This is a genomic window from Pseudomonas sp. NPDC089396, from assembly GCF_044749545.1.
GTDB lineage: Bacteria > Pseudomonadota > Gammaproteobacteria > Pseudomonadales > Pseudomonadaceae > Aquipseudomonas.
In genome coordinates this window covers 96,027-120,520 of record NZ_JBIVIC010000007.1, presented here as the reverse complement: position 1 = coordinate 120,520, position 24,494 = coordinate 96,027, and the positions used below count along the sequence as shown (strand labels likewise).

Genomic DNA, 24,494 nt, shown 5'->3' with positions numbered 1-24,494 from the left:
CAATGCTCGGAAAGCCGGCTTCACGGCCGCTTGCACGTCAAGGAACAACGATGTCTTCCAATCGCCTGTTTGGCACCTTCTGCCTGAGCAGCTACCTGCTGTCCCTGTCCTATGGCACCACCTTTCTCCTGGCGATGACCTTGCGCGCGCACGGCGCCAGCGAGGCCGACGCCGGCTCGGTGATCTCCACGGCCATGCTCAGTACCTTTCTCGCCGTGATCTTTTCCGGGCACCTGAGCGACCACCTCGGCGCGGCCAAATCGGTGGCCGTTGGCGCGGTGTTTCTCGCTGCAGCCTGCCTGGGTTTTGCCGCGCTGCCAGGCCTGGGCGTTGCCATGATGCTGTTCGGCCTGCTGCTCGGTTTTGGCTGGGGGGTGTTCTATACCCTCGGACCGATCATCGTGGCCATGCTGATCGAGCCTGAACGACGGGTGAAGTATTTTGCCCTGCTCTCGGGCTGCATGATGACGGGCATCGGCACCGGGCCATTGTTGGGGCGGGTGGCGCAGGCGCTGGGCTATCCGGTCGAAGCGGCCTTCGTGGTCGCGGCCGGGGCCAGTGTGCTGGGGGGTGTGATGTTCTGGCTGATGGCGCCGCGTATACAACAGCATCAGCGCGCTGTTGCCGTGAGCCGAATTACGCCGGTGGCGGCGCGTTCGGTGCTGTCGTCCAAGGCCGCCTTCGCCATCCTGATGGTCGGGTTGGGCGGTGCGATCTTTGGTGGGCTGTCCAGCTTCCAGACCTCTTATGCCGCGCTCCTGCACCTGGACTACTCGCTGTTCTTCATCGGCTTCATGTCCGCGGTCATCGCGTGCCGCCTGCTGGTCGCGGGCTTTATCGTCAAACGCGACCCTTACGTGATGGCGTGCGTGCTCACGGCGCTGATCGTGCTGTCGGTGCTGATGTTCATGTATTGGGTGGAGAGCCCTGGCGGGTACTTGCTGGCGGCGATCGTGCTGGGGGTCGGCTATGGGTTGACCTATTCGGTGATCAACGGGCTGGCGGCAAACGAAGCACCGGCCGGGCAGACCGCGCAGGCGTTGCTGTTGTTCAGCTTGGCGTACTTCATCGGAGTGTTCGGCTTCCCGCTGCTGGCGGGTAAGGTCATTGTCGAGGCAGGGATGGCTGCGCTGCTGCAACTGCTGCTGGTGATCGCCCTGGCCAACTGGTCGATCACCGTGGCACGCCTGGCTTGGCGGCGCCGGCGCGCAGTGGCGGTGGCTTGAGGCTTGTGGGCGCTGGCTTGCACCGTGGCGCCTGCATCGCCGGCAAGCCGGCTCCCACAGGAATCGTTGTTTCCACAGGATAAGCACTGACTTCAAGCCTGCGGGAGCGGGTCAGCTCATACAAATTGAGCGAGACAGTTGTTTCCCCAGTATAAGCACTGACTTGAAGGCCTGCGGAGTACCTGTGGGAGCCGGCTTGCCGGCGATTGGGCCCGAACAGGCGATAAAGGGTTATGATCCGCGCCCCGCACCGGAGCAGCCCATGGCCAAAGACATCGACAACCCCTGCGTTTCACTGTGCCAACTCAACAGCGAGCTGTGCGTCAGCTGTGGCCGCACGCGCGAGGAAATCCGCAAATGGCGTGGCATGAAACGCCCGGAGAAGATGGCCACCGTACAGCGCGCCGCGACGCGCATGAAGGCCATTGCCAAGAAGAATGCCAAGCATCGCTGAACACCGGCGGGTAACGCCGACTATCCTTGATTCGGTACGCCGTCAGTAGTGGTGCAAAAGGTCGGGCTTTCGTGTGACGAGCGGCAGCGAGGGTACTATGGCCAAGCCCAGAGAAGACAAACGAAATCGAATCCTCGACCCCGTCGACCGGGTCACCGAAGTCATCTTCGGCCTGCTCATGGCGATGACGTTCGTAGGCACGCTGAGCGTCGCCACGGCAGGCCGTGAAGAAGTGCGGACCATGCTGTACGCCGCCTTGGGTTGCAACCTGGCCTGGGGGCTCGCCGACGCGGTCATGTACCTACTGCGTACCTGGACCGAACGTACGCGCAACCGCAACTTCGTGAGCTACTTGAAGCACGACGCCAGCGAAGAGGAAGGGCGAGCGCTGATCGCCGATGCGCTACCGTCCCGCATCGCTGTGATAGCGAACCCGCAGGTGCTGGAAATGCTACGCCAGCGTCTGGTCGAGTATGCCGACCAGCCGGTCCGCCCTCGCTTGGGGCCTGTCGATGTGCTTGGCAGCCTGGGCGTTTTCTCGCTGGTGGTGCTGGCCACCTTCCCTGTGGTGATTCCGTTCTTGCTCACCAACGACGCCGCAGTGGCCTTGCGTGCCTCCAACCTGGTGGCCTTGGCGCTGCTGTTCATCTGCGGCTGGCTGTTGGCCCGTCACTCGGGTGGCTACCCCATGGCGACGGGGTTGGCCTTTGCGATCCTGGGTACGGCACTGATGTTCGGGATCATTGCGCTAGGGGGGTGAAGGGCGAGCGAGAAATCCACGTTGCGTTGGCAAGCGGACTGGTCGTAACCAACACTGGCCATGACCATGTGCACCCAGGCATCCTTGCCAACTCGCGCTGCGCGATATCCTCGAGCATGCCGAGCCGACGCAACTCTTGGAGACCATTCATGAAAGCAGCCATCGTCCACGCCTTCGACCAACCCCCACGCTATGGCGATATCGACGTGCCGCAGGCTGCGGCGGGCGAGGTGCTGGTGCGGGTGCGTGCCGCCGCGCTCAGCCAGTTGGTGCGTGCGCAGGCCAGCGGCAAACACTACAGCAGTGGCAAGACCTTGCCGTTGGTACCCGGTGCCGATGGTGTCGGCCTGCTTGAGGACGGCACTCGCGTGTACTTCGCCTTCCCTCGGGCCCCCATCGGCGCCATGGCCGAGACCGTGGCCGTGGATGCGCGCTGCTGCGTGGCCATACCGAATGACATCGATGACATCACCGCCGCGGCGATCGCCAACCCGGGCATGTCGTCCTGGTCGGCGCTGCAGGAGCGGGCAGGGTTCAAGCCGGGTGAGCGCGTGTTGATCAACGGCGCTGCCGGTGCGTCCGGGCGCCTGGCGATTCAGGTGGCCAAGCACCTGGGTGCTTCGCGCGTGGTGGCGACTGCACGCAATCGTGCAGTGGAAGCAGAACTGCGCGAACTGGGCGCGGACGACTTCATCTGCCTGGACCAGCCTGCCGATCCGTTGACCGCTGCGTTGCGCGATGAAATTCGCGGGCCGGGCGTCGACATCGTGCTGGATTACCTGTGGGGGCAACCGGCTGCCTGCATCCTCGATGCATTAGGCGGTCATACCAGCCGAGAGGCCGCGCCACGTGTGCGCTTCGTCAATATTGGCGCGATTGCTGGTGCGACCCTGCCGATGAACCCCAGCGTATTGCGCGGCACGGGCCTGGAGATGCTCGGCAGTGGCCTGGGCAGTGTCTCCAACGAAGGTTTGGTGAAGGTGGTCGGGCAGCTGTTGAACGCAATCAAGCCGGCCGGGATGAAGGTCGAGGCGCAGGCCGTGCCCTTGAGCGAGGTCGAATCGGCCTGGCAGCGCAGCACTGCAGAACGCATCGTGTTCGTCGTGTAGGCCGAATAGGCGAGGCCTTCAAGGTATTCGCCTGATTCAGGCCTACCAGGCCAGGGAAGGGGCCGCCTTGCGAAGGCTCACGCGGCCCAGGCTTCATGGAGATGACGCCATAGCACCTGGTCGCCTTGAAGGCTGAAAAGTGCAGTCGAGATCCGTGTCGTTGCGCCTAGCGAATCAGCGCACCGTCCGGCCACCATGGCAGCCTTTCGGTAAAGACAGCATTGCTTCAACTGGCCTTGGTCGGCTGTACGTCACCACGGTCTGATCACATGATGACGTTCAGCCCTCCCTTGATCACGCACTCGCTACGGTCCCCACCCATGCTTTCAGGCAAGAACGCTGTGAGGTCGTAAGGCAGCAAGAGGGTGTCCAGCGCAAACGAGAACGGCGTATCGATCAGGATTGGCCAACTGCTCAGCGTATCGGGGTGATTCGCCCAGGCCCAGGATGTGCGAGTACCGTAATAAACGCAGCGCTCCCCACTCATGTGACCGATGGTGCTGAAACAGCCACCTAGTGACAACACGATGACAAACAACAGAGTTTTTGCAGGCATACATTCCCTTGTAGATGTGGTTTCGTCCGTGAACGTGTAACTCGATTGGAGCGCCCTGGAACCATTCACCCCACAAAATCAGGTTGGCCAAATGAAGGGAAGCAATCCAGCCACTGCCAGCGTGGCCTGAATGACGAGCGTCACCAGCAGCCATTTCGGCCACCTGCGGATAAACCAGTAAACCGCGTTCAACGCCATTGAAATCAGGTTGGTGAGCCCCAGAACGCCGAGCGCGAGGACACCCGAAATGTTGATGGGAGAAGTGGTTGGCGATTGCAGTACATAGAGCGCCAAAACCAAGCCCAGGATCACGGTCGTGATCGAGAGGCCTGCAAGCCAGCGGGTAAAACGTAAAGAGTCGTCGGGCATCATGCCGGGGGATTTCCTTCCATGATGAAGCTTGGGGCATCACTGCGAGCTGATTTATTCTGCGCGGACTGCATCAGGACTTACAAGGACGTCCATGATTCCTGTCGATATGCCGCTCATGTTGCTCGGCTACATGATCTACCTTTTTTCCGAGGTTTTTCTCTGGCTTTTCGCCGCTGGCCTGATCGCCATGCTGTTTCCGTCAAGCCGTCGTTACATGCTGGCGCGGCGGTGGAAGTTCGGATTCTTGATGATGTTCTTAGCTGCCGGCAGCCTGCCGTACGTCGAGTCCACCCTTAGGCTCTGGCAGGATTGGCGAGCCCACCACCCTCGGCTGAAGGAGCAGCAAGTGGTGGGCGACCTGGTGCTACCAGTAGGTACGAAGGTCCATTTGCAATACCTGGAACCTTTCGACGACTTGGCCGGCGAGCCCGTTCCATATGGCCTGCAGAGTCTCAAGCACGCCGACTTCGACCGCACGCCCGGCACCATCAAGGGCCTTGAGGTAAGGCGTCTTGAATTGTGGGATGGCTCAGCGACGGTCAAGACATTGGCGGCACATGAACTGGAAGGCTGGCACTGCGAGCCAGGTCAGGTCGTGTACGAGTTTCCGTTTGGCGCGCGCTTCAAGCATTCGCAATGGCGGCTGGATCAATGCACGCTGGCGCCTGGCACCGCGCTGGGTGGCATCACCTGGCCTGGGCCGGTAAGGGTAATCGCCAACGGCGCTGGGTGGGTTGCCAGGTCCGACGAAACGCCGGTAACGGTACAGGGTATCGAACTGCGCGAATTCATCATGATCCTTGACCGGCCTTACGGAGAGGGAGACTCGTGGGAGGGCTATTCGAATCATCCCTTCGACTTCGGCCCTGTTTACTACCCCGCCAACACCCAGGTCAGCCGTTATCACGGGCAATTACTGTTCAGCCTGCCCCTGGATGCGCAAGCCCAGGATCGGCGTAGCGGGTCGCCAATCGAGGGAGGAAACACCGTAGTACAGACCCTGGAAGGTAAGGTGCTGGGCGTGCGTCCGAGTCGCCGGGCGGGCGATCCGTATCCCGATGAGATCGTGGTGCCCTGAGGTTCAGTCCCGTATTGGCATGGGGCAGGGCATCTTGAGTACCTATGTATGTTCTTAGCGCCATACACGGCTCCAATGATGATTCGAATGCGCTTCAGTTCGAATGCGGTCAATTGCGACCGACCACTATCGGCCCAAAGCGGCCACCTGTGCAAAGTGCTGTTGCTAGTGCCGGCGATGTGGCCGGCACTGACAAAAGCGCTTTCTGCAGGTGGCCGCTATGGATCGAAATCAGCCACTCTCGACTGACTGCTTTCGACCCAGAGTTGCCGTTGGTGGAAGATAGCTTAATCACCGATTGCATCCAGATCGACTGGCGCTCTTTGCGGACGGGCAGGTACCCTGCGCACTTCGTTGACGCGTATGGATTGTTGAAGGATCACTTCACATGACCCGGCAAGCCCTCAAATACTGGTATCTCGTGCACAAATGGACCAGCCTGGTCTGTACCGTGTTCCTGCTCCTGTTGTGCTTGACCGGCCTGCCGCTGATCTTCCACGAGGAAATCGAATCGGTATTCGATCCGCATCCGGCGCCCAAGGCGCTGACTGCCGATGCTCCGGTAATCAATTACGACCAGGTCATCGCCGGGGCACTCGCTGCGCGTCCGGATGAGGTCGTGCGCTTTGTCGGCCTTGAGCCGGACGATCCCTACGGCGCGGTATTCACCGGCAAGACCTTGGTACCGCCGCCGCTGGACGGTCATGTGCACCTGTTCGACAAGCGCAATGGCCAACTGTTTGCCCCCGAGCCGCCCCAGACCGGCTTCATGGACGTGGTTCTGCGCCTGCACACCGATCTTTTCATCGGCCTGCCCGGCTACTTGCTGCTGGGTACGATGGGACTGTTCTTGGTGGCTTCACTGGTGTCGGGCGTGGTGGTCTACACGCCGTTCATGCGCAAGCTGGAGTTCGCCACCGTGCGCACCGGGCGCAGCCGCCGGCTGCAATGGCTCGATCTGCACAATGTACTGGGCATGGTGACGCTGGTTTGGGTGATGGTGGTTGGCGTCACTGGGGTGGTCAACACTTTGGCGCTGCCCATCGTTGGACTGTGGCAGAACGGCCAGTTGGCCGAGATGACCGCTCCCTACAAGAGCGCGCCGCCGCTGAAAACACTCGGCTCGCTGCACGCGGCACTAGAAACGGCGCGGGCCGCGGCACCTGAACTGGAGCCGGTGTTCGTCGCTTTTCCCGGTACCCTGTTCAGCAGCCAGCACCATTATGCGGTGTACATGCGTGGCAAGACCCCGGTGAGCTCGAAGCTGCTCAAGCCAGCTTTGATCGACGCCCAGACCGGGCAACTGACCGACATGCGTGACATGCCGCTGTATGTGCGCGCGCTGCTGATCTCGCAACCGCTGCATTTCGGTGATTACGGACGCTTGCCCTTGAAGATCATATGGGCGGTGCTCGATGTGATCGCCATCGTGGTCCTGGGCAGCGGCGTCTACCTGTGGTGGGGGCGCCGCCGTCAGGTTCCGGGAGCGGAACCGGCAGTAGAGCAGGGGGCAAGGGCATGAGGCGCGGGCTATGGATGATATTTCGCTGGCCGCTGCTGATCGGCCTGTTGGCATCGTCAGGATTGTTGTCGGCGTTGCTGGGGGATGGGCTGTACGACGTCGTGTCTTGGCTGGCACTGGGAGGGCCGCTGATTATTGTTGGCGCAGTCCGGGTGTGGCGTCAAAAACGCCTCAGGCATCAAGCGCCCCAAGTACAGCGCGCTCCCTTCTAGCATCCGGCCGTGAGGGTTCCATGAGCGGCCCTCCTGCTCGCGCTTGATACTGTGATGACTACAGCGCCTTCTCCCGGCAATGCTGCAGTGCATCGCGAATCATTGCATTTACCAGCGATGGTGACACGCCGAGGATCTTGGCGATCTCCCGCTGCGTCATTCCATGGATCCGGCACATCTCGAAAGCGTCGCGGGTGCGCTCGGGTAGGTCGGCAAGGGCTCCGGAGACGCGTTCCAGCACTTGCTGATCCGATACAAGCGCCTCAGGGCTTTCACCGAGCATGACCGGCGACTCGCAGCTGTCGACGTCTTGGCGCATCAGCCGCTCCTCGAACTGGCGCCGGCGGTAATGGTCGATCGACAGGTTGCGGACCACCCGCGTCAGGTAGGACGCCTGGGAGTGGATCTGCTCCGCTTCGGCAGCATCGTCCACTTTCATGAACGCCTCGTGAACAATGTCTTCGGCATGGCTGCGGCAGCCGATGATCTTCGCGGCAAGCCCGATCAGGCGCGAACGCTGCTCAAAGAACACGTCTAGCAAAGTGGGCCCATTTTGGGCTGCACCGTGTTTCTGCATGAGGCACCTGATCCATTCGTGAGGTCTGGTAGCAAGGCCGGAGAATTTAGTATTACTAAGAATTGTTTGCAACAACTCTCCGCTTATCACGCACTGCATCCATAAACGGACAGAAGCCGGTCTACGGAAGTTACTTCGCACTCATCGTCGTCAAGCATTGCCCTCGGGCATCAGTGCTAGAAGCTGTCAACCGCCAAGGACAGGACATCAGATGAGCGCTGGGCCTGCGATGGCGGCTTGGCAGGCGAAGCGACACACGCCATCCGGCTGATTCTTGAAAATCGCAGAAGTGGGCAAGCAGGTCACAAAAAGGCAGTGACATGGAGTAAGCTTGACGAAATTTTCTTCACTTCCAGCCGTACATGCCAATCCCTTCCCAAGCCCCGCACACACCCGCCGAAATGGCCGCCGACTGGTGCGTGCGCTTGCATCTTGATGAGTGCACCGATGCCGACCGCGCCGAGTTCCTGCGCTGGTATGATGCCGACCCGGTGCATGCCCAGGAGTACCGGAAGATGTGTCGCGTGTGGCAGGTCAGCGAACAGTTGCCTGCGCGTATCGCCACGCCAGTGGCATTGTCTGGCCGTCGGCGCCGGCCGACTGCGTGGCTTGCGAGGGCCGCAGTGTTACTGCTGGCTGTGGCAGGTGCCTGGTCCGCAGGCTGGTCCTGGGGTGTGCTGCCGGGCAGCGTGCGTTACTACATGGCAGAGGAAAACCGGCGCCAGGTGCAGTTGCCGGACTATAGCGAGGTGGAGCTGAACCGCCGCACTGGCTTGTTGTACCTGGGTTACCGCGACCAACGCGAGGTGCTGCTGCACGATGGAGAGGCCTACTTCGACGTGCGCCGCGACCTCGACAGGCCCTTCCTGATCAGCACCGACAATGCCCGCGTGCGGGTCACTGGCACTCATTTCAACGTGTGGACCGCGCAGGCGCAGACTACCGTGACCGTTACCGAGGGCACCGTGCTGGTGTCTCGCATTGACGACGGCGAGGGGCACAATCAGGGCGCTGAGCTCACCGCCGGCATGCAGGCATCGGTGCGTCATGGGGGCATGCCGCAGTTGGGTCGCACCGATCCGTCCCGGGCACAGGCCTGGCGCAGCGGCAAGCTGATACTTGACGACATCAGCCTGCGCGACGCCCTGCCGCAGATCAATCGCTACCTTGATGTGCCGCTTCAGCTGGACGCCAGCAGCGCGGCCGGCGAGTTGCGCTTCGGCGGCATCTACGACACCCGCGACCTTGCCCAGCTGGTTGATGCCCTACCACGGGTATTGCCGGTGAAGCTGCGCCGAGGTGATGGCGTGATCATGATTTCGTCGCGCTGAGACCCTAGATTGCGACGGGCCCCTGCAAAACAATCATGGCGCTATCTTCGAAACGTCGCCCTCTGGGCCTTTTCTGCTCAGCGCCATATCGCTAACAGCCATCTCAGATAATCTTCTGAACAAAAGAAAACCTCATTCGTCATCTAGGCAACAACCGCCTGGAACCCGCGACGATGAGCGCTTCCCGAACATCCAGCCTGCATGATCTGCCCCAGGTCAGGTGTGCCCTGACCCGTCGCTTCGCTGCCCAACTTCGTTGCCTGCGCGAGCGCTGCCGTTGCTCCTGCAGCGCTGCGTGGGCTGTCCTGGCCAGGCGTCAGCCCCCCATCAACTTGCCAACATAACCATAATGATCAGGAGCATCATGAGCGCCTTCTTGTTGAATCAACCGGCACAGCGGCTGCGCCGATCCATCGCCGCCGCCACCTTGGGGCTGGTCATTACCGCAGCGTTGCCGGCCAAGGCAGAGCCTCTGCGCATCGACATCCCGACCAAACCACTGGCCTCGGCGCTGAACGACCTTGGCAACCAGGCCAACCTGCAGATCATCTACAGTCAGGACACCGTGTCGGGTCTGCGCAGCCGCGGAGTGTCGGGACAGATGGAGCCGGAGGAGGCTCTGCGCCAACTGCTGCAGGGCACCTCGATCGCCTATCGCATCGAAGGCAACCACGTGACTTTGCAGGGCAGCGGCGGCGGCGACGCGGCGATGATGCTGCCGAGCACCAGCATCTCTGGCCAGGCCTACAGTTCGGTGTCTCCGGACGACGGCTACGTGGCCAAGCGCGCCTCGGCCGGCACCAAGACCGACACGCCGATACTTGAGACGCCCTATTCGGTATCAGTGGTGACCCGTGAACAGATCCAGGCCCAGCAGCCCAAGACCGTGGCCCAGGCCCTGCGCTACACCCCAGGCATCAACGCCGAGCTGGCCGGCCCACAGTTCGTTACCGACCAGTTGACCATCCGCGGCTTCCAGCAGGGCACCGGACGAATGCTGCGCGACGGCACGCGTACCTTTCTGCCGGACTTCCTCGGTTGGGATGCCCCCGAGCCTTATGGGCTGGAGCGCATCGAAGTGCTGCGCGGGGCCAGCTCGGTACTGTACGGCGCCTCCGATCCTGGTGGCCAGATCAACCTGGTGAGCAAGCGGCCGACCACCGAGCCACTGCGCCAGGTGCAACTGCAGGCGGGCAACCACGACTACCAACAGGCAGCCTTCGACCTGGGTGACGCGCTGGACGAGGAGGGTGTGTGGAGCTACCGTCTGACCGGCCTGTTCCGCGAGGCCGATGCACAGGCCGACCACATCACCAACCGCCGCGAGTACCTGGCCCCGGCCGTCAGCTTCCGGCCCAGCGCCGACACTGAGCTGACCGTGCTGGCCGAATACCAGAAGCAGACCGGCAACTTCGCCAACCCGTTGCCGGCCCAAGGCACAGTATTCCATGACCCGCGCGGCCGCCTCGACCGTGACACCTACGTCGGCGACACTGCCTTCGACTACATGACCAACGAGAAAACCTCGCTGGGCTATGTATTCGAGCACAATCTGGACGAGGTCTGGACCCTGCGCCAGAACGTGCGCTACAGCGACTACCGCCAGTCCAGCGCAGAAATCGCCCTGCTCATGCCGGTGGGCGACGAATACATGCGCTATGCAGACGAGCGCAAGGGCGACGGCCGCCTGTTCACCATGGACAACCAGGTGCAGGCAAACTTCGCCACCGGCGCCGTGGAGCATACGTTGCTGACCGGCGTGGACTACAACAATGGCAAGTTCGATCAGGACCAGGCGCTGAGCCTGATCAACGGTACCTTCGATGTGTTCAACCCCAACAACAACCAGCCGCTGAGCTTCATCCCGTTCAGCCAGGCCAGCTACGAGCAGAAGCTGTCGCAGACCGGCCTGTACCTGCAGGATCAACTGAAGGTGGACAAGTGGGTATTCCTGCTTGGGGGCCGCTATGACTGGGCCAGCAACCAGAAGGACGACCGTGAGCCGCAGACCCAGAAGGACGAGAAGTTCAGCGGCCGCGCCGGTATCGTCTATCTGTTCGACAACGGCATCGCCCCGTATGCCAGCTACAGCGAGTCGTTCCTGCCGGTCATGGGCGTAACGGCCGACAATTCGCAACTCGACCCCGAGATCGGCAAGCAGTACGAAGTGGGTGTGAAGTACGAACCCCCAGGTTCCAACAGCCTGTACACCGTGGCGGTGTTCGACCTGACCAAGCAGAACGCCACCGAGAACATCAACGGTTTCTCCCGCCAGGAAGGCGAGGTACGCTCCCGGGGCGTGGAGCTGGAGGGCAAGACCGAGATTGCCAAGGGTTTCAATGTGATTGGCAGCTACACCTGGAACGATGTCGAGGTGACCAAGTCGGAGGCTGGCAACAAGGGCAACACGCCGTTTCGCACCCCCGAGCACATGGCCTCGATCTGGGGTGACTACACCTTTCAGGGCGGTCTGATGGACGGCTTGCGCCTGGGCGCAGGTGCCCGCTATGTGGGTAGCACCTACGGCGACACGGCCAACAGCTTCAAGGTCGACAGCTACAGCGTCGTCGACGCACTGGTTGCATACAGTCTGGGCAAGGTGGACAGGTCGCTGGACGGCATGGAGGTCTCGCTGAACGCCACCAACCTGTTCGACGAGGACTACGTGGCCGGATGCTTCAGCAACATGGGTTGCCAATATGGGCAGCAGCGTACAGTGTACGGGACCGTTACCTACAACTGGTAAACCACTTGCCGCGAATGCGCGTGTGCTTCTGCGGGAGCGGCCTTGTGTCGCTACAGGCTATGCAGCGGCTCCACGAAGCCTGCGAGAATGCAGCTATCGTCGGGGCCGCTTTTTGCCGTTTGCGGCGTAAGGCCGCTCCCACGTCCAGGGTTCCTTCTGCCTCTTTCACTAGGTTGGCAAAACATTGTTTGCCATCACCTCGTCCAGAGCCTGCTCGAGGGTGCTGACCGTGCGCTCGATATTGTGCAGCTTTTCGAGTCCGAACAGACCGATGCGGAAGGTCTGGAAGTCGGCCGGCTCGTCGCATTGCAACGGCACTCCGGCGGCGATCTGCAGGCCGTGGTCGGCAAATTTCTTGCCGCTCCTGATGCCGGCATCATCGGTGTAGCTCACCACTACGCCAGGAGCTTGAAAGCCGGCTGCGGCCACGCTTTTGATGCCTTTGCCGGTCAACATTGCGCGCACCCGATCGCCCAAGAGCTGTTGTTCGCCGCGGAGCTTTTCGAAACCATAAGCTTGCATCTCTTTCATCACTTCGTTGAATCGCGCGAGGGAATCGCTGGGCATCGTTGCATGGTAGGCATGTCCGCCCTGTTCGTAGGCCTGCATGATCTGAAGCCACTTTTTCAGGTCGCAAGCGAAGCTGCTGCTTTGCGTCTGCTCGATGCGCTCGAGGGCCAAAGCACTGAGCATCACCAGGGCGCAACAGGGGGAGGCGCTCCAGCCTTTCTGCGGCGCGCTGATCAGCAGGTCGACTGCGCACTTGTGCATATCAACCCAAAGCGCGCCTGAAGCGATACAGTCCAGCACGAACAGGCCACCCGCCGCATGCACGGCGTCGCCGACGGCCCGCAGGTAGTCATCGGGCAGGATGATCCCTGATGAGGTTTCAACGTGGGGGACGAAGACAACCTGCGGCTTCTGCTCCTCAATGGCTGCCAGCACTTCGTCCAGAGGGGGTGGTGCGAAGGCAGCCTGGCGACCTGTGTCGATCGGGCGGGCTTTCAGCACCGTGGTGGCCGCCGGGATGTTGCCCATCTCAAGGATCTGGCTCCAGCGATAACTGAACCAGCCGTTTCGTATCACCAGGCATTGCTGGTCGGTGGCAAACTGGCGCGCTACCGCTTCCATGCCGAATGTGCCGCTGCCCGGGACTACCGCAACAGCCTGGGCGTTGTAGACCTGTTTCAGTGTTGCGGAAATGTTGTTCATCACGCTTTGGAATGACTGCGACATGTGGTTGAGCGAGCGGTCGGTGTAGACCACCGAATACTCGACCAGCCCCTCAGGATCAATACTGGGATATAGCTTTGACATGGGGTGGTTCCTTTGGCAGGGATGTCAGTGGTATAGACCCTGTCCCGAGCCTTGGGAAATGACAAGATTGCTCGAGACTGATTGCGGCTTCTGTCAGACATCTGGATGTTGGGGCCGCTTCGCGGCCCATCGCCGGCAAGCCCGGCTCCCACAGGCACAGCGCTAGCCTGGCGGCTGGTGATACTTCTGTGGGAGCCGGCTTGCCGGCGATGAGGCCGGCACTGACAAAAGCGCTTTGAATCCTCAGCATCTCGCCGCGAAGCGCAAGGCCAGCGGCAGTACCAGCGCCCAGATCGGCGCGAGGATCAGCCCGGTGTACAGCGGGCCCAACGGCAACTCGATGCCCGCCAGCCTGGCCCCGGCCAGGTAGGCCAACGGGCCGCCCAGCAGGCCCAGCAATGCGCCACGCCAGGGCGGACGCCCGGCCCAGGCCAGGCTGTGGCGCAACCCGCTGGCCAGCACCAGCCACAGCAACGCCAGCCAAAAGGGCAGGGTCCAGTGTTCGAAGCGCAATACACCCAACATGCCCAGTACGCTGTCGAGCAGGCAGCCGGCCATCGACACCCACAGCAATACCCGCCCCTCACTGCGCAGGCCCGGGCACACGCACAGGTGCACCAGCAGGCCCGCCACCGCGACCCAAAGCAGCCACGGCAGTCGCGCGCCCAGCACGCAGGCCCACCAGCCGAGCTGCAGCCACAGTGCATTGCCGATCAGCCAGCCACGGGCCATGCTCAGGCGCCTGACAAGGGCGCCCGACGCGCCTGTGGCGCGGCCCAGAGCATCTGCGCCACGCCGATGGTCCGTTCTTCAAAACCGCCCTGGCAATAGTACAGGTAGAACTCCCACAAGCGCTGGAAGGTGTCGTCATACCCCAGCGCCGCCAGCTCCGAGCGCGCCAGGCGCAAGTTGTCGCGCCAATGGCGCAGGGTACGCGTGTAGTCCTGGCCGAAATCTTCCAGGTGTACCAGGTTGAGCCCGGTCTGGCGGCTGGCGGTGTCGAGCAGCACGCTCAGCGAGGGCAGGGCGCCGCCGGGAAAGATGTAGCGCTGGATGAAGTCCACTGAGCGGCGGGCCTGGGCGTAACGTTGGTCACGGATGGTGATGGCCTGCAGCAGCATCAGGCCGTCGTCCTTAGCTGAGGCATGGGGAAGTCATTGCGGCGGGTCAGCGGTGTGTCGACGAAGCCGGGGCTGACCAGGGTGACGTCGATACCTTCGCCGATCAGGTCGATGCGCAGCGATTCGACCAGGTAGCGCAGCGCCGCCTTGGAGGCGCCATAGGCCCCCGCGCGCGGCAGCGCCAGCCAGCTGACCGAGCTGCCCATCACCACCAGGTGTGGCTGCCGGCCGCGGCGCAGCAGGGGCAGGGCGGCGGCCAGGCAAAGGCTGGTGCCGTTCAGGTTGGTGCGCATCACCCGTTCCACCAGGGCCGGGTCGAAGTGCCCCGGCTCCAGGTACTCGCAGGTGCCGGCGTTGAGAATCACCTGGTCCAGCGCGCCCCAGGTCTGTTCGATCTGCTCGGCAATCTGCGCCACCTGCCTGGGCTGGTCGAGATCACCCACTGCCAACAACACCTGGCCCGGAAACCGCGCGGCCAGCGCCGCCAGACTGTCTGCCCTGCGTGCGCCCAGGGCGACCTGGTGGCCTTGCTCCAGCAAGCGCAGCGCCAGGGCCGCGCCGATACCGCTGCTGGCACCGGTCAGCCAGCAACGGCTCATGCCAGCCTGCCCTTGAGCCAGCGGATCGCGCCGCCCATCACCGGCACATGCTCGTAGAGCAGGGCGCCCGCGTCGAAGTAATCCTGGTGAAAGTGCACCCGCTCGTGCCAGCGCAGGTGGCTGCAGCCCTGCAGGCTGATCAGCTTGCCTCGGGCCAGGCGCGGGTGACGGTAGTGCAGGGTCCAGCGGATGTAGCCGTGGCCGGGCTCCAGCTCGTCTGTGCCCTCGAAGCGGTAGTGAACATCGGGCACGTTGGCATACAGCTGCGCGAAGTAGGCGCGCAGCGCCGGTAGGCCGCTGATCTGGTGCAGAGGGTCGCGGAACGCCACGTCCTCGCTGTACAGGTCGCCCAGCAGGTCGAGGTTGTGTGTATCCAGCGTGGCAAAGCGTTCGGCGAAGCGTTGCAGGAAGGCGGACATGCACAATACCTGTACAAAAATTAGTCACTGTACAAGGTATAGTGCAGGTGTCTGGATAAATCTATACAGCAAAATTGTTTTGTACAATTCTCTCCTGCAGGGCATCGCGCAGTTGAATCACCCCTTCGAGCGTCAGCGCCTGGGCTGAATAACACAGCCCGATACGCCGGCGCAGGTCCAGCTGCGGCAATGGCTCGCTGCGCACGTCGCGATGTTCGGCGGCCAGCGACGCCGGCACGATGGCGCTGCCCAGCCCGGCAGCGACCATCTCCAGCGCCAGGCCGAAGGTCTCGGCTTCGGCTACCGGGCTACTGTCGTAGAACGGCAGCAGGCGCTGGTGGCTGGGTTGCGCGGGGCAGGTAATCCAGCGCCTCTGGTCTTCTGCCCGCAGTGTCGCCAGCACGAAGGGGTCGCTGTGCAGGGGCAGGAACAATTCATCCTCGCAGCGCAGCTCTTCGCTGGCCAAGCGCGCCGCACCCGCGCAGCCGGTTACCAGTTGCAGATGCACCGTGGGGCTGAGGGTCGCCGCCGCCTGCACCACTTGGCGCACCGCCGCCGCGCCCACGTCCTTCTCGACGCCGATCTGCAGCGGCGTCCGTTCCCGGTCACGCTTGAAGCGGGTCAGCAGACGGCCGGCATCGGCCACCATGCGCCGGGCTTCGGGATACAGCGCGCGGGCATCCTCGGTGACCTCGACGCCCCTGGCCTGGCGCACGAACAGGGTGGTGCCCAGGGCTTCCTCCAGTGCCTTGATGCTACCGGACAGGGCTGGTTGGCTAAGGTGTATGGAGCGCGCGGCGGCGGTGATGTTGCGCGCTTCGAAGACGGCGATGAAGGCGCGGAGCTGACGATAATCCATGGGTTACTCATAAGTGTTGCCGATGGCTGCCAAAAGAATATCCCATTTTTCGTGCCTGAAACCGGCTTCTATACTCGCTGCGCTGCTTACCCATAGACAGTTCAGATATCAGGACACTTACCATGACCACTTCCCACAAACCCCTGGTCGTCATTACCGGTGCCAGCTCGGGTATCGGCCTGGCCACCGCCAAGCGGCTGTCCGGCCGTGGCCACGCGCTGTTGCTGCTGGCCCGTCGGCTGGCGCCGATGCAGCAGCTGCAACTGCCCAACACCCTGGCACTGGCGGTCGACATCACCGACCGGGCGGCCGTGCTGGCCGCCGTTGCCGAGGCCGAGGCGCAGTTCGGCCCGGTGGACGCGATCATCAACAATGCCGGCGTCATGCTGCTGGGCAGCATCGCCACGCAAGACCCGGGCGAATGGGATCGCATGCTCGACGTCAACGTGCGCGGCCTGCTCAATGGCATCCACGCGGTAGCCGGCGGCATGGTCGCGCGCAAGCACGGCACCATCATCAACGTCAGTTCCGTGGCCGGGCGCAAGACGTTCCCCAACCACGTCGCCTATGTCGGCACCAAGTTCGCGGTCACCGGTTTGTCCGAGAACCTGCGTGAAGAACTGTCGCCGAGCAATGTGCGGGTGATCACCATCGAGCCGGGGGCCGTGGATACCGAGCTGCTCAGCCACACCACCGATAATGCCATCAAGGCCGGCTACGACGACTGGAAGCAGGAGATGGGCGGGGTGCTCAGTGCCGAGCACATCGCCGAAGTGATCGACTTCGCCTATGGCCAGCCGCAGTCGGTGTGCATGCGCGAGATTGTGGTGTGCGCGACCCGGCAACAGCCGTGACGCCCGCCTGTGGGAGCGGGTGTTCGCGGGACAAGCCCGCTCCCACAGGCGCTTCTCTGCGCTCTTCCGGCACGGTCTATCCTTGATACCGCACAGTGTCAGAGGGGCAATCATGAGCAAGGTATTCGTGAACATCGGGCTTAGCCTTGACGGTTACATGGCACCGGAAGGCATGAGCATCGAGCATTGGGACCACCCCGAGTACAACAATTGGGGCGCCAAGTGGGGCGCGCTGATGAGCTGGATTCTCAAGCAGCAGTATTTCCGTGAAAACCTGCTGTCCGGTACGGGAGGGGAGACCGGCCCGGTCAACGATAGGCTGCGCAGCACCATGGAGCGTTCCGGTGCCTACATCATGGGCAAGCGCATGTTCGACGCCGGCGAGCGAAGCTGGCCGGAGGAAGCACCTTTTCATGCACCGGTGTTGGTACTTACCCACCAGCAGCGCGAACCGTGGGTGCGCCCCGGCGGGACGACGTTCCACTTCTTCAACGATGGGCCAGCCAAGGCGCTCGAGAAAGCCCGGTCGCTTGCAGGTAGCCGGGACATTCGCATCTCGGGCGGTGCGGATGTGATACAGCAGTATTTGAATCTGGGCGCCATTGACGAACTGGAAATTGCCCTGGCACCAATACTCTTTGGCAGTGGACGGCGCCTGTTCGAAAACCTGCACGATCCGGCACCGCTGTTTCGCATCGACGATGTACTCAATACGCCAGACGCCACGCACCTGCGCTACGTGCGTGCATGAAAGCGCAAGTCATCAATGGCAGCCCGTTTCTGGCATCATGCGTCAGCCCTTTTTCGAACGCTGAACGAGCCTGGAACCATGGACCCGAATACTCTACTGGCTTTTACCCTGGTCGCAGCGATTGCCATCGCAAGCCCCGGGCCTGCGACATTGATGGCGATCAACAACAGCCTTGCCCATGGCCAACGCAGCACGATCTGGTCCTCGCTGGGCAATGCCAGTGGCCTGTTCTGTCTCTCGGCGGCAGCGATGCTGGGGTTGGGGGCATTGCTGGCCAGCTCCGAGATGCTGTTCAACCTGGTGAAGATCGCGGGTGCCGGTTATCTGTTCTACCTGGGCGTGAAGCAGTTGCTCAACAAGCGGCCGCTGCTGGCCGAGAGTATCCAGGCGGGCGAGAGCCGCAGGCCCACACGCCGCAAGTTGTACAGGTCGGCGTTTTTTACCGCGCTTTCCAACCCTAAGGCGACGCTGTTCTTTACAGCGCTGTTCCCGCAGTTCATCGATCAAGGCGCAGCCTTGTTCCCTCAATTTCTGATCCTGACCGCGATTTTCATGGCGCTCTCGGTGTCGTCGCTGAGCCTCTATGCCGCGCTGGCCTCGCGCGCCAAGGGCATGCTGCTACGGCCCGAGTGGTCGCGCTGGGTGAACCGGGGGGTAGGGGTAACGTTCATCGGGTTTGCCGCTGGGATCCTCGCTATGCGCAGGCAGACGGCCTGAACCATGACAGACAGTGCAAAACCCAATCGCGCGATCTACGATCTGGACATGCTCCGGGCCGTGGTGATGGTGGCCGACTGCGGCAGCTTCACCACCGCCGCCGCCCGCTTGCATTCGACCCAGTCAACGGTCAGCCAGAAGGTCCGTCGCCTTGAGGAAATGGTCGGGCACCAGTTGCTCGAGCGCAGCAACCGCGAAGTGCACCCGACCGATGCCGGCGAGACCCTGCTGGGCTATGCGCGGCACCTGCTGGCGGTGAGCAACCAGTTGAGCGAGGCATTGTCGGGCGGGGTGACGGTCACGGTGCGCATCGGGCTGCCCGATGACTTTGTCGCGGGCAAGACGGTGCAGGCGCTGGCGGCTTTCAACCGCAGGAACCCCAAGGTCAAGCTGGAGATTACCGGCGGCCTGAGCCGCGACCTGATGAGTGCCTACGACCGTGGCGAACTGGACCTGGTGCTGGTCAAGCAGCGGCGCCACAGCCGCGAAGCCAATGCCTGCCAGCCCGAACGCATCGAGTGGTTCGACAGCGCCCAGTATCCGTGTTTCGCCCAGGACCCGATCCCGCTGGTGACCTTCCCGCCGCGCGGTCTGTACCGCGACGACATGATCAACGCCATCGAGGCGATGGGCCGCAGCTGGCGCATCGGCTTCACCAGTTCCAGCCTGGCGGGTATCCAGGAGGCGGTGGCCAATGGGTTGGGTGTCAGCCTGCTGCCGTTGCGCGTGGTGACGCCGGAGCACCGGATACTGGGGGTCAAGGAAGGGTTCAAGCCGATCAAGGTGTTCGAGGCGGCCATCTTCCATGGGCCCACCGCAGACCCGGTGGTCAAGGAGCTGGCCGATATCCTGATCGGTATCCTCAAGGCCGAGGCTGAGTAACCGGGGGGCCACGGGCCCCCCAGTCATGTTGTCAGCGACGCAACTCGTGGGCGAACTGCGCCGCCTTCAACTGCAGCACCGCAGGCCCACCCCAGAACGCGCCACGGCGCACGATCACCCGTTCATGGAGCGCTGCCGCCACTGCTGCGGCGGCATTGGGCGCCTTGAACAAGACGAAGCTCGCTTCGTTGCCGATCTTCAAGCCGTAGTCCTGCTGGCCCATCACCCCGGCACTGGCCTCGGTCGCCATGTGCAACGCCACGCGCAGTTCCTCGTCAGTGTTGAAGCCCGAGCGGTAGCTGACCAGCATGGCCCGTTGCAGCATGTCGCCGTTGCCGTAGGGCCACCAGGCGTCCTGGATATTGTCGTTGCCGGTAAACACCCGCACGCCACCGGCACGCAGGCGCAGCACCGGCGGGAAGGCGTGCTCGCCGGGCGCATTGGTCATGATCGATACGCCGGCCTTGGCCAGCACCTGGGCCGTGCGGTCGACCACGCTGTCGGTAACGTCGCCGAGGCCATAGGCGTGGCTGACCGCCACCAGGCCCTGCATGCCCAACGCCTGGGTACGTGTAGCGATGCGTTCGAGTTGGGCGATGCAGATGTCGCCAGGTTCGTGCAGGTGGATATCGACCTTCACGCCATGCCGGTCAGCGATGCCGAAGACGATGTCGAGCTGGGCCTCGGCGTCGCCATCCAGGGTCGTCGGGTCGATACCACCGACGACCTGGACGCCTTCGCGCACCGCCGCTTCCATCACCTCGGCGGTGCCGGGGCAGGTCACCACACCGGCCTGGGGGAAGGCCACCAACTCGATGTCGACCAGGTCCTTGCAGGCTTCCCGGGCTTCGAGAATGGCGCGCAGGTTGTCCAGGCCCGTGGTGGCGTCCACGTCAACATGGCAGCGCATGGCCACGGTGCCGAACGAGGCGGCCTGGCGAATCAGTGCCTGCGCGCGCTCGACGATGGGCGGGGCGCTGGCCAGTTCACGCTTTTCCACGGCCAGGCGTTCACGCAAGGTGGCCACCGGCTGGTGCGGGCGCCAACGGTCACCGACGAAACTCTTGTCCAGGTGAATATGACCGTCGACGAACCCCGGCAGCACCAGCAGCCCTTCGAGGTCGATGGTTTCGCGGGCCGCCTCAAGGGCAGGTTGCGCGCCGATGTGGCTGATGCGCCCGTTCTTCACGGCGATGTGCAGCGGCAGGCCATCGGCGTCGATGGCATTGATGAACTCACGGTCGTTCATGGGAGGCCTTTCTGGAGCAGGGCCGGATCGACAGGACGCGCGCAGGCGAGCGATGGCCCCTTTGGTTGTTAGTAGCGTTACACGGTAGGGAAGAAGCAGGGGCCTCACAAATTAATTATCAGGATCGACCGCAGTGCGTTTCTGGATGCAGCGAAGGCCACGTTGGCTGCATTAAAAAGCCCACTGAAGTCGATTCCGATTTTTAACTTTCAAAGCCTTCGAGCAGGGCTCAGGATTGAGCGCGAGCACGGCCCGGCCGTGTTCGCTACCGGGCCCGCAACTGTCTGCCACGGCGCTTCGGGCGCGGTCACCACCCACAATAAAAACAACAGCTGTGTTCGGGGATCTACTCATGATCAATGATTCCAAGCGACTGCGTGCCGCCCTCATTTTCATCGCCTGCACGTCATTCATTGTCTGTGGCGTGCAACCCATATTCATGGGTTTGTTGACGGAGCGACTGAGCCTGCCACTTGACCTGCAGGGTTGGGTCGTCTCGGTCGAGATGATCGGCATGACCCTGGGCACTTTGTTGTGCCCGGTAATGATGAAGCGCCATGGCGGGCGCAGCCTGTGCCTGTTCGTCGGCGTGCTGTGCGTGGCCTTGAGCATCGCCACCGCCTTCGCCACCACCCACGCCCTGTTGCTGGCCGTGCGCCTGGCGGCCGGCACCTGCGCCGGGCTGATCTATGCCTACGCGGTATCCACCCTGGGCCGTATGCCCAACCAGGACCGTTCCTTTGGGCTGATGCTGTTGCTGCAGACGCCGGAGTACTCGTTGTTTTCCGCCGCGTTGCCAGTGCTTGCCGCCCAGAGCGGGGCGGTGACCGCGCTGTGTTCGTTCGGCCTGTGGTACCTGTTGATCTGCGGCGCCAGCCTGGCGCTGCCACGTCGCCCGGCGGCCTTGCTGGCCAGTGGCGAGGGCTCGCCCGCCCAGGGAGGCTCGGCGCGTACAGGGCGCAGCGCGCTGGTGGGCATGCTGTTCATGCAGATTGCCATCTACTGCGTCTGGGGCTTCATCGACCAGTTGGCGCGTGACCAGGGTATCGATGGGGTCGATATCGGCTGGGCATTTGGCCTGTCGGCCCTCGGCGGCCTGCCGGGAGCAGGGCTGCCGAGCTTGCTGGGGGCGCGAGTGAATCGCCAGCTGATGATCGCCGTAGGGTTGGTGGCGGTATTCATCTCCATCGCCATGCTCACCGGTCATACCCGCACGCCGATGCAGCTGTTCGTGGCGCTGCTGCTGATCAACTTCGGCTGGGTGCTGTCGCTGTCGTACTACATGGCGCTGATCACCACCAACGACCCGACGGGCAAGCTCACGCCGCTGGTGAGCATCACCTTGATGGGCGCTGCAGCGGTAACGCCGGCGCTGATCGCCATGCTGGTGGAGGGGTCCAATCAGCAACTGATCTTCCTGCTGGGGACGGCGGCGCTGGTGGTTGCCTTTGCCGTTACCTGCCTGGGGGGAGGGGTCAGGGGCGTGCGCCGCAGGGCGGCTTGCTGAGGCTGCCCGCTATCGACCCAAAGTAGACATCTGGATGTTGGGGCCGCTTCGCGGCCCATCGCCGGCAAGCGCGGCTCCCACAGGTACAACGTAAGCCTGGGGGCTGGTACTACTCCTGTGGGAGCCGGCTTGCCGGCGATGAGGCCAGCACTGACAAAAGCGCTTTGACTTCGCGGCGCTTTTCCACTGCCGATACGCCTCAGGCATGCAGACCGCGCAAGGTCGATATCCTGCAGCAATGGCGCAAGCCTCGTCGAGAAAGAACACCCGGTCTTTCACATACCCGCCGCGCGCAATGGCCTGCAGGGCAGCACGGCAATCGAGCCTGCCATAGCGCTTGCCGCGACGGTGGCCGCCCAGGGTGCCCGGTTGGGTGCTGGCCAGGGGCTTTCCGTCGCTGCCCAGCAATATCCAGATTCGCTGTTCGGCCATGAGGAGGGCAGTCATTTGCCGGATTCGCGTTCGAGCAGCTCGCGCTTGCGCTCGACGCCCCAGCGATAACCCGAAATGTCGCCATCGCGGCGCACCACCCGGTGGCAGGGGATCGCCACCGCGATGTGGTTGGCCGCGCAGGCCTGGGCCACGGCCCGCACGGCTTTTGGCGAACCGATGCGCTCGGCGATTTCGCTGTAGCTTGCCGTCGTGCCAGGGGGGATCTCCCGCAGCGCCTGCCAGACACGTTGTTGAAACGCGGTGCCCCTGACGTCCAGGGGCAAGTTCAGGCCCAGCGAGGGCGCCTCGATGAACCCCACCACCTGGGCGACCAAGGCTTCGAACGAGCGATCGCCGCCGATCAGTTGGGCTTTGGGGAACCGGTCCTGCAAGTCGGTCACCAAGGCATCGGGGTCTTGCCCCAACAGGATCGCGCAGATGCCTCGCTGGCTCTGGGCTACCAGAATCGGCCCCAGGGAGCATTCGCCAACGGCAAAGCGTATCGTGCTGCCCACGCCACCGTCGCGATAGGCCCGGGGGTGCATGCCCAGCAGTTGCTCGGAAGTGGCGTAGAAGCGGCTGTTGGAGTTGAAGCCGGCGCCGTAGATGGCGTCCGTCACCGAGGTGGCGCCCTGGCCCAGTTCTTTGCGCAGCTTGTGGGCACGGGTGGCCGAGGCATAGGCCTTTGGCGTCAGGCCCGTTTCGGCCTTGAACACACGGTGGAAGTGGAAGGCACTCAGGCCCAGTTGAGCGGCCAGTTCGTCGAGGGTTGGCGGTGTGGGCGCGCTGTCCATCAGGCGACAGGCCTTGGCCACCAGCGCTGCACGCTGTTCACGGGCGCGTGTCTGGTCCCGTGACGGACGTTGGCTAGGCCGAAAACCGGCCGCCTCCGCCTGCTGCGCATTGGCGAAGAACACCACGTTCTCGCGCTTGGGGCGGCGAGAGGACGCACTGGGCCGGCAGTACACGCCAGTAGTACGCACGGCATAGACGAAGTGCCCGTCCGCGGCGGGATCGCGGGCCTGCACGGCAGCCCAGCGTTGTTCATCTGTGCCGAAGGAGGCGCTCGACGGCTTGAGCTGGTTCATGGCGCGGTCTCGCTAAGGTCGAAGTGGAGCCAGTGTAGAAACCCCTGCCAGCGCAAGCACTCCGGTTCTTGCGCTTGAATTCACCTGGATGGCGGCACGCGCCACAGGTACCAGGCTGCGGTGGTGCGATAAGGGCTCCAGCGCTCACCGATCTCGCGCATCTGTCGCGGTGTCGGCGCTTTTTCCAGCCCCTTCAGCCGGCGGTAGCCCTCACGCACGCCAAGGTCATCGACCGGCAGGATATCCGTGCGCTCCAGGCTGTAGATCAGGAACATCTCTACCGTCCAGCGGCCCACCCCGCGCAACGAGACCAGGCGCTCGATGAGTTCGGCATCACTCATTGTCTTCGCGTCAGCCAGCGTGGGCACCACATCATCCAGACGCGCCTGGGCGATGGCACGGATGGTCGCCAGTTTGTTCGCCGAGAAGCCGCAGGCCTTTTGCAGATCGGCGTCCGTCGCCAGCAATTGCTCTGGGGGCGGGAATGCCAGACCCGGATACAGCGCCAGAAAACGCGCCACGATCGCGTCGCCCGCCTTGACGTGCAGTTGCTGGTAGGCAATGGCGCGAATCAGCGCTTCGTAAGGTTCACGGGCCGGTTTCGTTTGATGGCGGCACGGGCCGATGGCGGCGATGTGGCGTGCCCATTCGTCGTCCAGGCTCTGCAAGAACGTCGTGGCATTTGCATAAGTCACGGCGGGCGCTCCAACAGCCAGCGTTAACAGTGTAGGCTGCAAGCGTATCTCTTTTTTTACC

The 24,494-nt window shown here is 63.0% G+C and carries 23 protein-coding genes and 3 pseudogenes; 13 read left to right on the top strand and 13 right to left on the bottom strand.

Features of this window, described 5'->3' with window-relative positions; genetic code table 11:
- Nucleotides 1–50: 50 nt before the first annotated feature.
- The 4 genes from ACIPZB_RS15035 to ACIPZB_RS15020 all read left to right on the top strand — a co-directional run bounded on the left by ACIPZB_RS15035 (nucleotide 51) and on the right by ACIPZB_RS15020 (nucleotide 3,549).
- Nucleotides 51–1,226 (top strand): MFS transporter, encoded by a 1,176-nt coding sequence (locus tag ACIPZB_RS15035; protein WP_400641110.1) that lies wholly within the window; start codon nucleotides 51–53, stop codon nucleotides 1,224–1,226.
- A 262-nt stretch (nucleotides 1,227–1,488) separates the two neighbouring features.
- Nucleotides 1,489–1,680 (top strand): DUF1289 domain-containing protein, encoded by a 192-nt coding sequence (locus ACIPZB_RS15030; RefSeq protein WP_016394824.1) that lies wholly within the window; start codon nucleotides 1,489–1,491, stop codon nucleotides 1,678–1,680.
- A 97-nt stretch (nucleotides 1,681–1,777) separates the two neighbouring features.
- Nucleotides 1,778–2,440 carry a hypothetical protein gene (locus ACIPZB_RS15025; protein ID WP_400641107.1) on the top strand — a complete coding sequence of 221 codons (663 nt, stop codon included), beginning with the start codon at nucleotides 1,778–1,780 and terminating at the stop codon, nucleotides 2,438–2,440.
- A gap of 149 nt (nucleotides 2,441–2,589) precedes the next feature.
- Nucleotides 2,590–3,549, top strand: a complete 960-nt coding sequence (locus ACIPZB_RS15020; protein ID WP_400641105.1) for a zinc-binding alcohol dehydrogenase family protein — start codon at nucleotides 2,590–2,592, stop codon at nucleotides 3,547–3,549.
- A 265-nt stretch (nucleotides 3,550–3,814) separates the two neighbouring features.
- Here the strand turns inward: ACIPZB_RS15020 and ACIPZB_RS15015 are convergent, their stop codons facing one another.
- Nucleotides 3,815–4,105, bottom strand: a complete 291-nt coding sequence (locus tag ACIPZB_RS15015; RefSeq protein ID WP_400641103.1) for a YceK/YidQ family lipoprotein — start codon at nucleotides 4,103–4,105, stop codon at nucleotides 3,815–3,817.
- Nucleotides 4,106–4,183: 78 nt separating this feature from the next.
- Nucleotides 4,184–4,477, bottom strand: coding sequence for a hypothetical protein (locus tag ACIPZB_RS15010; RefSeq protein WP_400641101.1), 294 nt, complete (start codon nucleotides 4,475–4,477; stop codon nucleotides 4,184–4,186).
- Between the two features lie 91 nt (nucleotides 4,478–4,568).
- On the opposite strand from ACIPZB_RS15010, the gene ACIPZB_RS15005 reads away from it, so the two are divergent.
- Both ACIPZB_RS15005 and ACIPZB_RS15000 read left to right on the top strand, forming a co-directional pair.
- Nucleotides 4,569–5,555: a hypothetical protein gene (locus tag ACIPZB_RS15005; protein ID WP_400641099.1), complete on the top strand. Its 987-nt coding sequence runs from the start codon at nucleotides 4,569–4,571 to the stop codon at nucleotides 5,553–5,555.
- Between the two features lie 388 nt (nucleotides 5,556–5,943).
- Entirely contained in the window at nucleotides 5,944–7,077 is a 1,134-nt protein-coding gene (locus tag ACIPZB_RS15000) for a PepSY-associated TM helix domain-containing protein (protein WP_400641097.1), read from the top strand.
- 270 nt (nucleotides 7,078–7,347) lie between these two features.
- Here ACIPZB_RS15000 and ACIPZB_RS14995 read toward each other — a convergent pair whose 3' ends face one another.
- Nucleotides 7,348–7,866, bottom strand: a complete 519-nt coding sequence (locus tag ACIPZB_RS14995) for an RNA polymerase factor sigma-70 (RefSeq protein ID WP_400641095.1) — start codon at nucleotides 7,864–7,866, stop codon at nucleotides 7,348–7,350.
- A gap of 362 nt (nucleotides 7,867–8,228) precedes the next feature.
- On the opposite strand from ACIPZB_RS14995, the gene ACIPZB_RS14990 reads away from it, so the two are divergent.
- Both ACIPZB_RS14990 and ACIPZB_RS14985 read left to right on the top strand, forming a co-directional pair.
- Nucleotides 8,229–9,197 (top strand): FecR family protein, encoded by a 969-nt coding sequence (locus tag ACIPZB_RS14990; RefSeq protein WP_400641093.1) that lies wholly within the window; start codon nucleotides 8,229–8,231, stop codon nucleotides 9,195–9,197.
- 364 nt (nucleotides 9,198–9,561) lie between these two features.
- The gene (locus ACIPZB_RS14985) at nucleotides 9,562–11,943 is read left to right on the top strand and encodes a TonB-dependent siderophore receptor (protein WP_400641091.1); all 2,382 of its coding nucleotides are present in this window, start codon (nucleotides 9,562–9,564) and stop codon (nucleotides 11,941–11,943) included.
- 168 nt (nucleotides 11,944–12,111) lie between these two features.
- On the opposite strand, the gene ACIPZB_RS14980 is transcribed toward ACIPZB_RS14985, so the two are convergent.
- From ACIPZB_RS14980 to ACIPZB_RS14955, 6 genes and pseudogenes are all read right to left on the bottom strand, one after another.
- The gene (locus tag ACIPZB_RS14980; RefSeq protein WP_400641089.1) at nucleotides 12,112–13,260 is read right to left on the bottom strand and encodes an aminotransferase class V-fold PLP-dependent enzyme; all 1,149 of its coding nucleotides are present in this window, start codon (nucleotides 13,258–13,260) and stop codon (nucleotides 12,112–12,114) included.
- A 243-nt stretch (nucleotides 13,261–13,503) separates the two neighbouring features.
- Nucleotides 13,504–13,992, bottom strand: a complete 489-nt coding sequence (locus ACIPZB_RS14975; RefSeq protein ID WP_400641087.1) for a DUF2878 domain-containing protein — start codon at nucleotides 13,990–13,992, stop codon at nucleotides 13,504–13,506.
- Nucleotides 13,993–13,994: 2 nt separating this feature from the next.
- A pseudogene (locus ACIPZB_RS14970) lies at nucleotides 13,995–14,396 on the bottom strand (class I SAM-dependent methyltransferase); the annotation flags it as partial.
- Nucleotides 14,396–14,980: pseudogene (locus ACIPZB_RS14965) on the bottom strand (SDR family NAD(P)-dependent oxidoreductase); the annotation flags it as partial. The pseudogenes ACIPZB_RS14970 and ACIPZB_RS14965, both read right to left, overlap by 1 nt.
- Nucleotides 14,977–15,399 (bottom strand): nuclear transport factor 2 family protein, encoded by a 423-nt coding sequence (locus tag ACIPZB_RS14960; RefSeq protein WP_400641085.1) that lies wholly within the window; start codon nucleotides 15,397–15,399, stop codon nucleotides 14,977–14,979. The pseudogene ACIPZB_RS14965 and the gene ACIPZB_RS14960, both read right to left, overlap by 4 nt.
- 61 nt (nucleotides 15,400–15,460) lie before the next feature.
- Nucleotides 15,461–16,258 carry a LysR family transcriptional regulator gene (locus ACIPZB_RS14955; protein WP_400641083.1) on the bottom strand — a complete coding sequence of 266 codons (798 nt, stop codon included), beginning with the start codon at nucleotides 16,256–16,258 and terminating at the stop codon, nucleotides 15,461–15,463.
- 122 nt (nucleotides 16,259–16,380) lie between these two features.
- On the opposite strand from ACIPZB_RS14955, the gene ACIPZB_RS14950 reads away from it, so the two are divergent.
- The 4 genes from ACIPZB_RS14950 (at nucleotide 16,381) to ACIPZB_RS14935 (ending at nucleotide 19,462) form a co-directional block, all read left to right on the top strand.
- Nucleotides 16,381–17,112 (top strand): SDR family oxidoreductase, encoded by a 732-nt coding sequence (locus tag ACIPZB_RS14950; protein ID WP_400641081.1) that lies wholly within the window; start codon nucleotides 16,381–16,383, stop codon nucleotides 17,110–17,112.
- A gap of 112 nt (nucleotides 17,113–17,224) precedes the next feature.
- A complete protein-coding gene (locus ACIPZB_RS14945; protein WP_400641079.1) occupies nucleotides 17,225–17,863 on the top strand; it encodes a dihydrofolate reductase family protein in 639 nt (212 codons plus the stop codon).
- Between the two features lie 78 nt (nucleotides 17,864–17,941).
- Nucleotides 17,942–18,580, top strand: a complete 639-nt coding sequence (locus ACIPZB_RS14940) for a LysE family translocator (RefSeq protein ID WP_400641529.1) — start codon at nucleotides 17,942–17,944, stop codon at nucleotides 18,578–18,580.
- 3 nt (nucleotides 18,581–18,583) lie between these two features.
- Nucleotides 18,584–19,462, top strand: a complete 879-nt coding sequence (locus ACIPZB_RS14935; RefSeq protein ID WP_400641078.1) for a LysR substrate-binding domain-containing protein — start codon at nucleotides 18,584–18,586, stop codon at nucleotides 19,460–19,462.
- Between the two features lie 31 nt (nucleotides 19,463–19,493).
- On the opposite strand, the gene ACIPZB_RS14930 is transcribed toward ACIPZB_RS14935, so the two are convergent.
- Entirely contained in the window at nucleotides 19,494–20,711 is a 1,218-nt protein-coding gene (locus tag ACIPZB_RS14930) for an amidohydrolase family protein (protein ID WP_400641076.1), read from the bottom strand.
- 352 nt (nucleotides 20,712–21,063) lie between these two features.
- On the opposite strand from ACIPZB_RS14930, the gene ACIPZB_RS14925 reads away from it, so the two are divergent.
- Nucleotides 21,064–22,218 carry an MFS transporter gene (locus ACIPZB_RS14925; RefSeq protein ID WP_400641074.1) on the top strand — a complete coding sequence of 385 codons (1,155 nt, stop codon included), beginning with the start codon at nucleotides 21,064–21,066 and terminating at the stop codon, nucleotides 22,216–22,218.
- 174 nt (nucleotides 22,219–22,392) lie between these two features.
- On the opposite strand, the pseudogene ACIPZB_RS14920 reads toward ACIPZB_RS14925, so the two are convergent.
- The 3 genes and pseudogenes from ACIPZB_RS14920 to ACIPZB_RS14910 all read right to left on the bottom strand — a co-directional run.
- Nucleotides 22,393–22,650 (bottom strand): annotated as a pseudogene (locus ACIPZB_RS14920) (metal-binding protein); the annotation flags it as partial.
- Between the two features lie 11 nt (nucleotides 22,651–22,661).
- Nucleotides 22,662–23,738: a bifunctional DNA-binding transcriptional regulator/O6-methylguanine-DNA methyltransferase Ada gene (ada, locus tag ACIPZB_RS14915; RefSeq protein WP_400641072.1), complete on the bottom strand. Its 1,077-nt coding sequence runs from the start codon at nucleotides 23,736–23,738 to the stop codon at nucleotides 22,662–22,664.
- Nucleotides 23,739–23,818: 80 nt separating this feature from the next.
- Nucleotides 23,819–24,433, bottom strand: a complete 615-nt coding sequence (locus tag ACIPZB_RS14910) for a DNA-3-methyladenine glycosylase family protein (RefSeq protein WP_400641070.1) — start codon at nucleotides 24,431–24,433, stop codon at nucleotides 23,819–23,821.
- Between the last annotated feature and the right edge of the window lie 61 nt (nucleotides 24,434–24,494).

Coding starts and splice junctions, on each gene's coding strand:
- ACIPZB_RS15035 (WP_400641110.1), top strand. CDS start 51: ATGTCTTCCAATCGCCTGTTTGGCACCTTCTGCCTGAGCAGCTACCTG.
- ACIPZB_RS15030 (WP_016394824.1), top strand. CDS start 1,489: ATGGCCAAAGACATCGACAACCCCTGCGTTTCACTGTGCCAACTCAAC.
- ACIPZB_RS15025 (WP_400641107.1), top strand. CDS start 1,778: ATGGCCAAGCCCAGAGAAGACAAACGAAATCGAATCCTCGACCCCGTC.
- ACIPZB_RS15020 (WP_400641105.1), top strand. CDS start 2,590: ATGAAAGCAGCCATCGTCCACGCCTTCGACCAACCCCCACGCTATGGC.
- ACIPZB_RS15015 (WP_400641103.1), bottom strand. CDS start 4,105: ATGCCTGCAAAAACTCTGTTGTTTGTCATCGTGTTGTCACTAGGTGGC.
- ACIPZB_RS15010 (WP_400641101.1), bottom strand. CDS start 4,477: ATGATGCCCGACGACTCTTTACGTTTTACCCGCTGGCTTGCAGGCCTC.
- ACIPZB_RS15005 (WP_400641099.1), top strand. CDS start 4,569: ATGATTCCTGTCGATATGCCGCTCATGTTGCTCGGCTACATGATCTAC.
- ACIPZB_RS15000 (WP_400641097.1), top strand. CDS start 5,944: ATGACCCGGCAAGCCCTCAAATACTGGTATCTCGTGCACAAATGGACC.
- ACIPZB_RS14995 (WP_400641095.1), bottom strand. CDS start 7,866: ATGCAGAAACACGGTGCAGCCCAAAATGGGCCCACTTTGCTAGACGTG.
- ACIPZB_RS14990 (WP_400641093.1), top strand. CDS start 8,229: ATGCCAATCCCTTCCCAAGCCCCGCACACACCCGCCGAAATGGCCGCC.
- ACIPZB_RS14985 (WP_400641091.1), top strand. CDS start 9,562: ATGAGCGCCTTCTTGTTGAATCAACCGGCACAGCGGCTGCGCCGATCC.
- ACIPZB_RS14980 (WP_400641089.1), bottom strand. CDS start 13,260: ATGTCAAAGCTATATCCCAGTATTGATCCTGAGGGGCTGGTCGAGTAT.
- ACIPZB_RS14975 (WP_400641087.1), bottom strand. CDS start 13,992: ATGGCCCGTGGCTGGCTGATCGGCAATGCACTGTGGCTGCAGCTCGGC.
- ACIPZB_RS14960 (WP_400641085.1), bottom strand. CDS start 15,399: ATGTCCGCCTTCCTGCAACGCTTCGCCGAACGCTTTGCCACGCTGGAT.
- ACIPZB_RS14955 (WP_400641083.1), bottom strand. CDS start 16,258: ATGGATTATCGTCAGCTCCGCGCCTTCATCGCCGTCTTCGAAGCGCGC.
- ACIPZB_RS14950 (WP_400641081.1), top strand. CDS start 16,381: ATGACCACTTCCCACAAACCCCTGGTCGTCATTACCGGTGCCAGCTCG.
- ACIPZB_RS14945 (WP_400641079.1), top strand. CDS start 17,225: ATGAGCAAGGTATTCGTGAACATCGGGCTTAGCCTTGACGGTTACATG.
- ACIPZB_RS14940 (WP_400641529.1), top strand. CDS start 17,942: ATGGACCCGAATACTCTACTGGCTTTTACCCTGGTCGCAGCGATTGCC.
- ACIPZB_RS14935 (WP_400641078.1), top strand. CDS start 18,584: ATGACAGACAGTGCAAAACCCAATCGCGCGATCTACGATCTGGACATG.
- ACIPZB_RS14930 (WP_400641076.1), bottom strand. CDS start 20,711: ATGAACGACCGTGAGTTCATCAATGCCATCGACGCCGATGGCCTGCCG.
- ACIPZB_RS14925 (WP_400641074.1), top strand. CDS start 21,064: ATGATCAATGATTCCAAGCGACTGCGTGCCGCCCTCATTTTCATCGCC.
- ada (WP_400641072.1), bottom strand. CDS start 23,738: ATGAACCAGCTCAAGCCGTCGAGCGCCTCCTTCGGCACAGATGAACAA.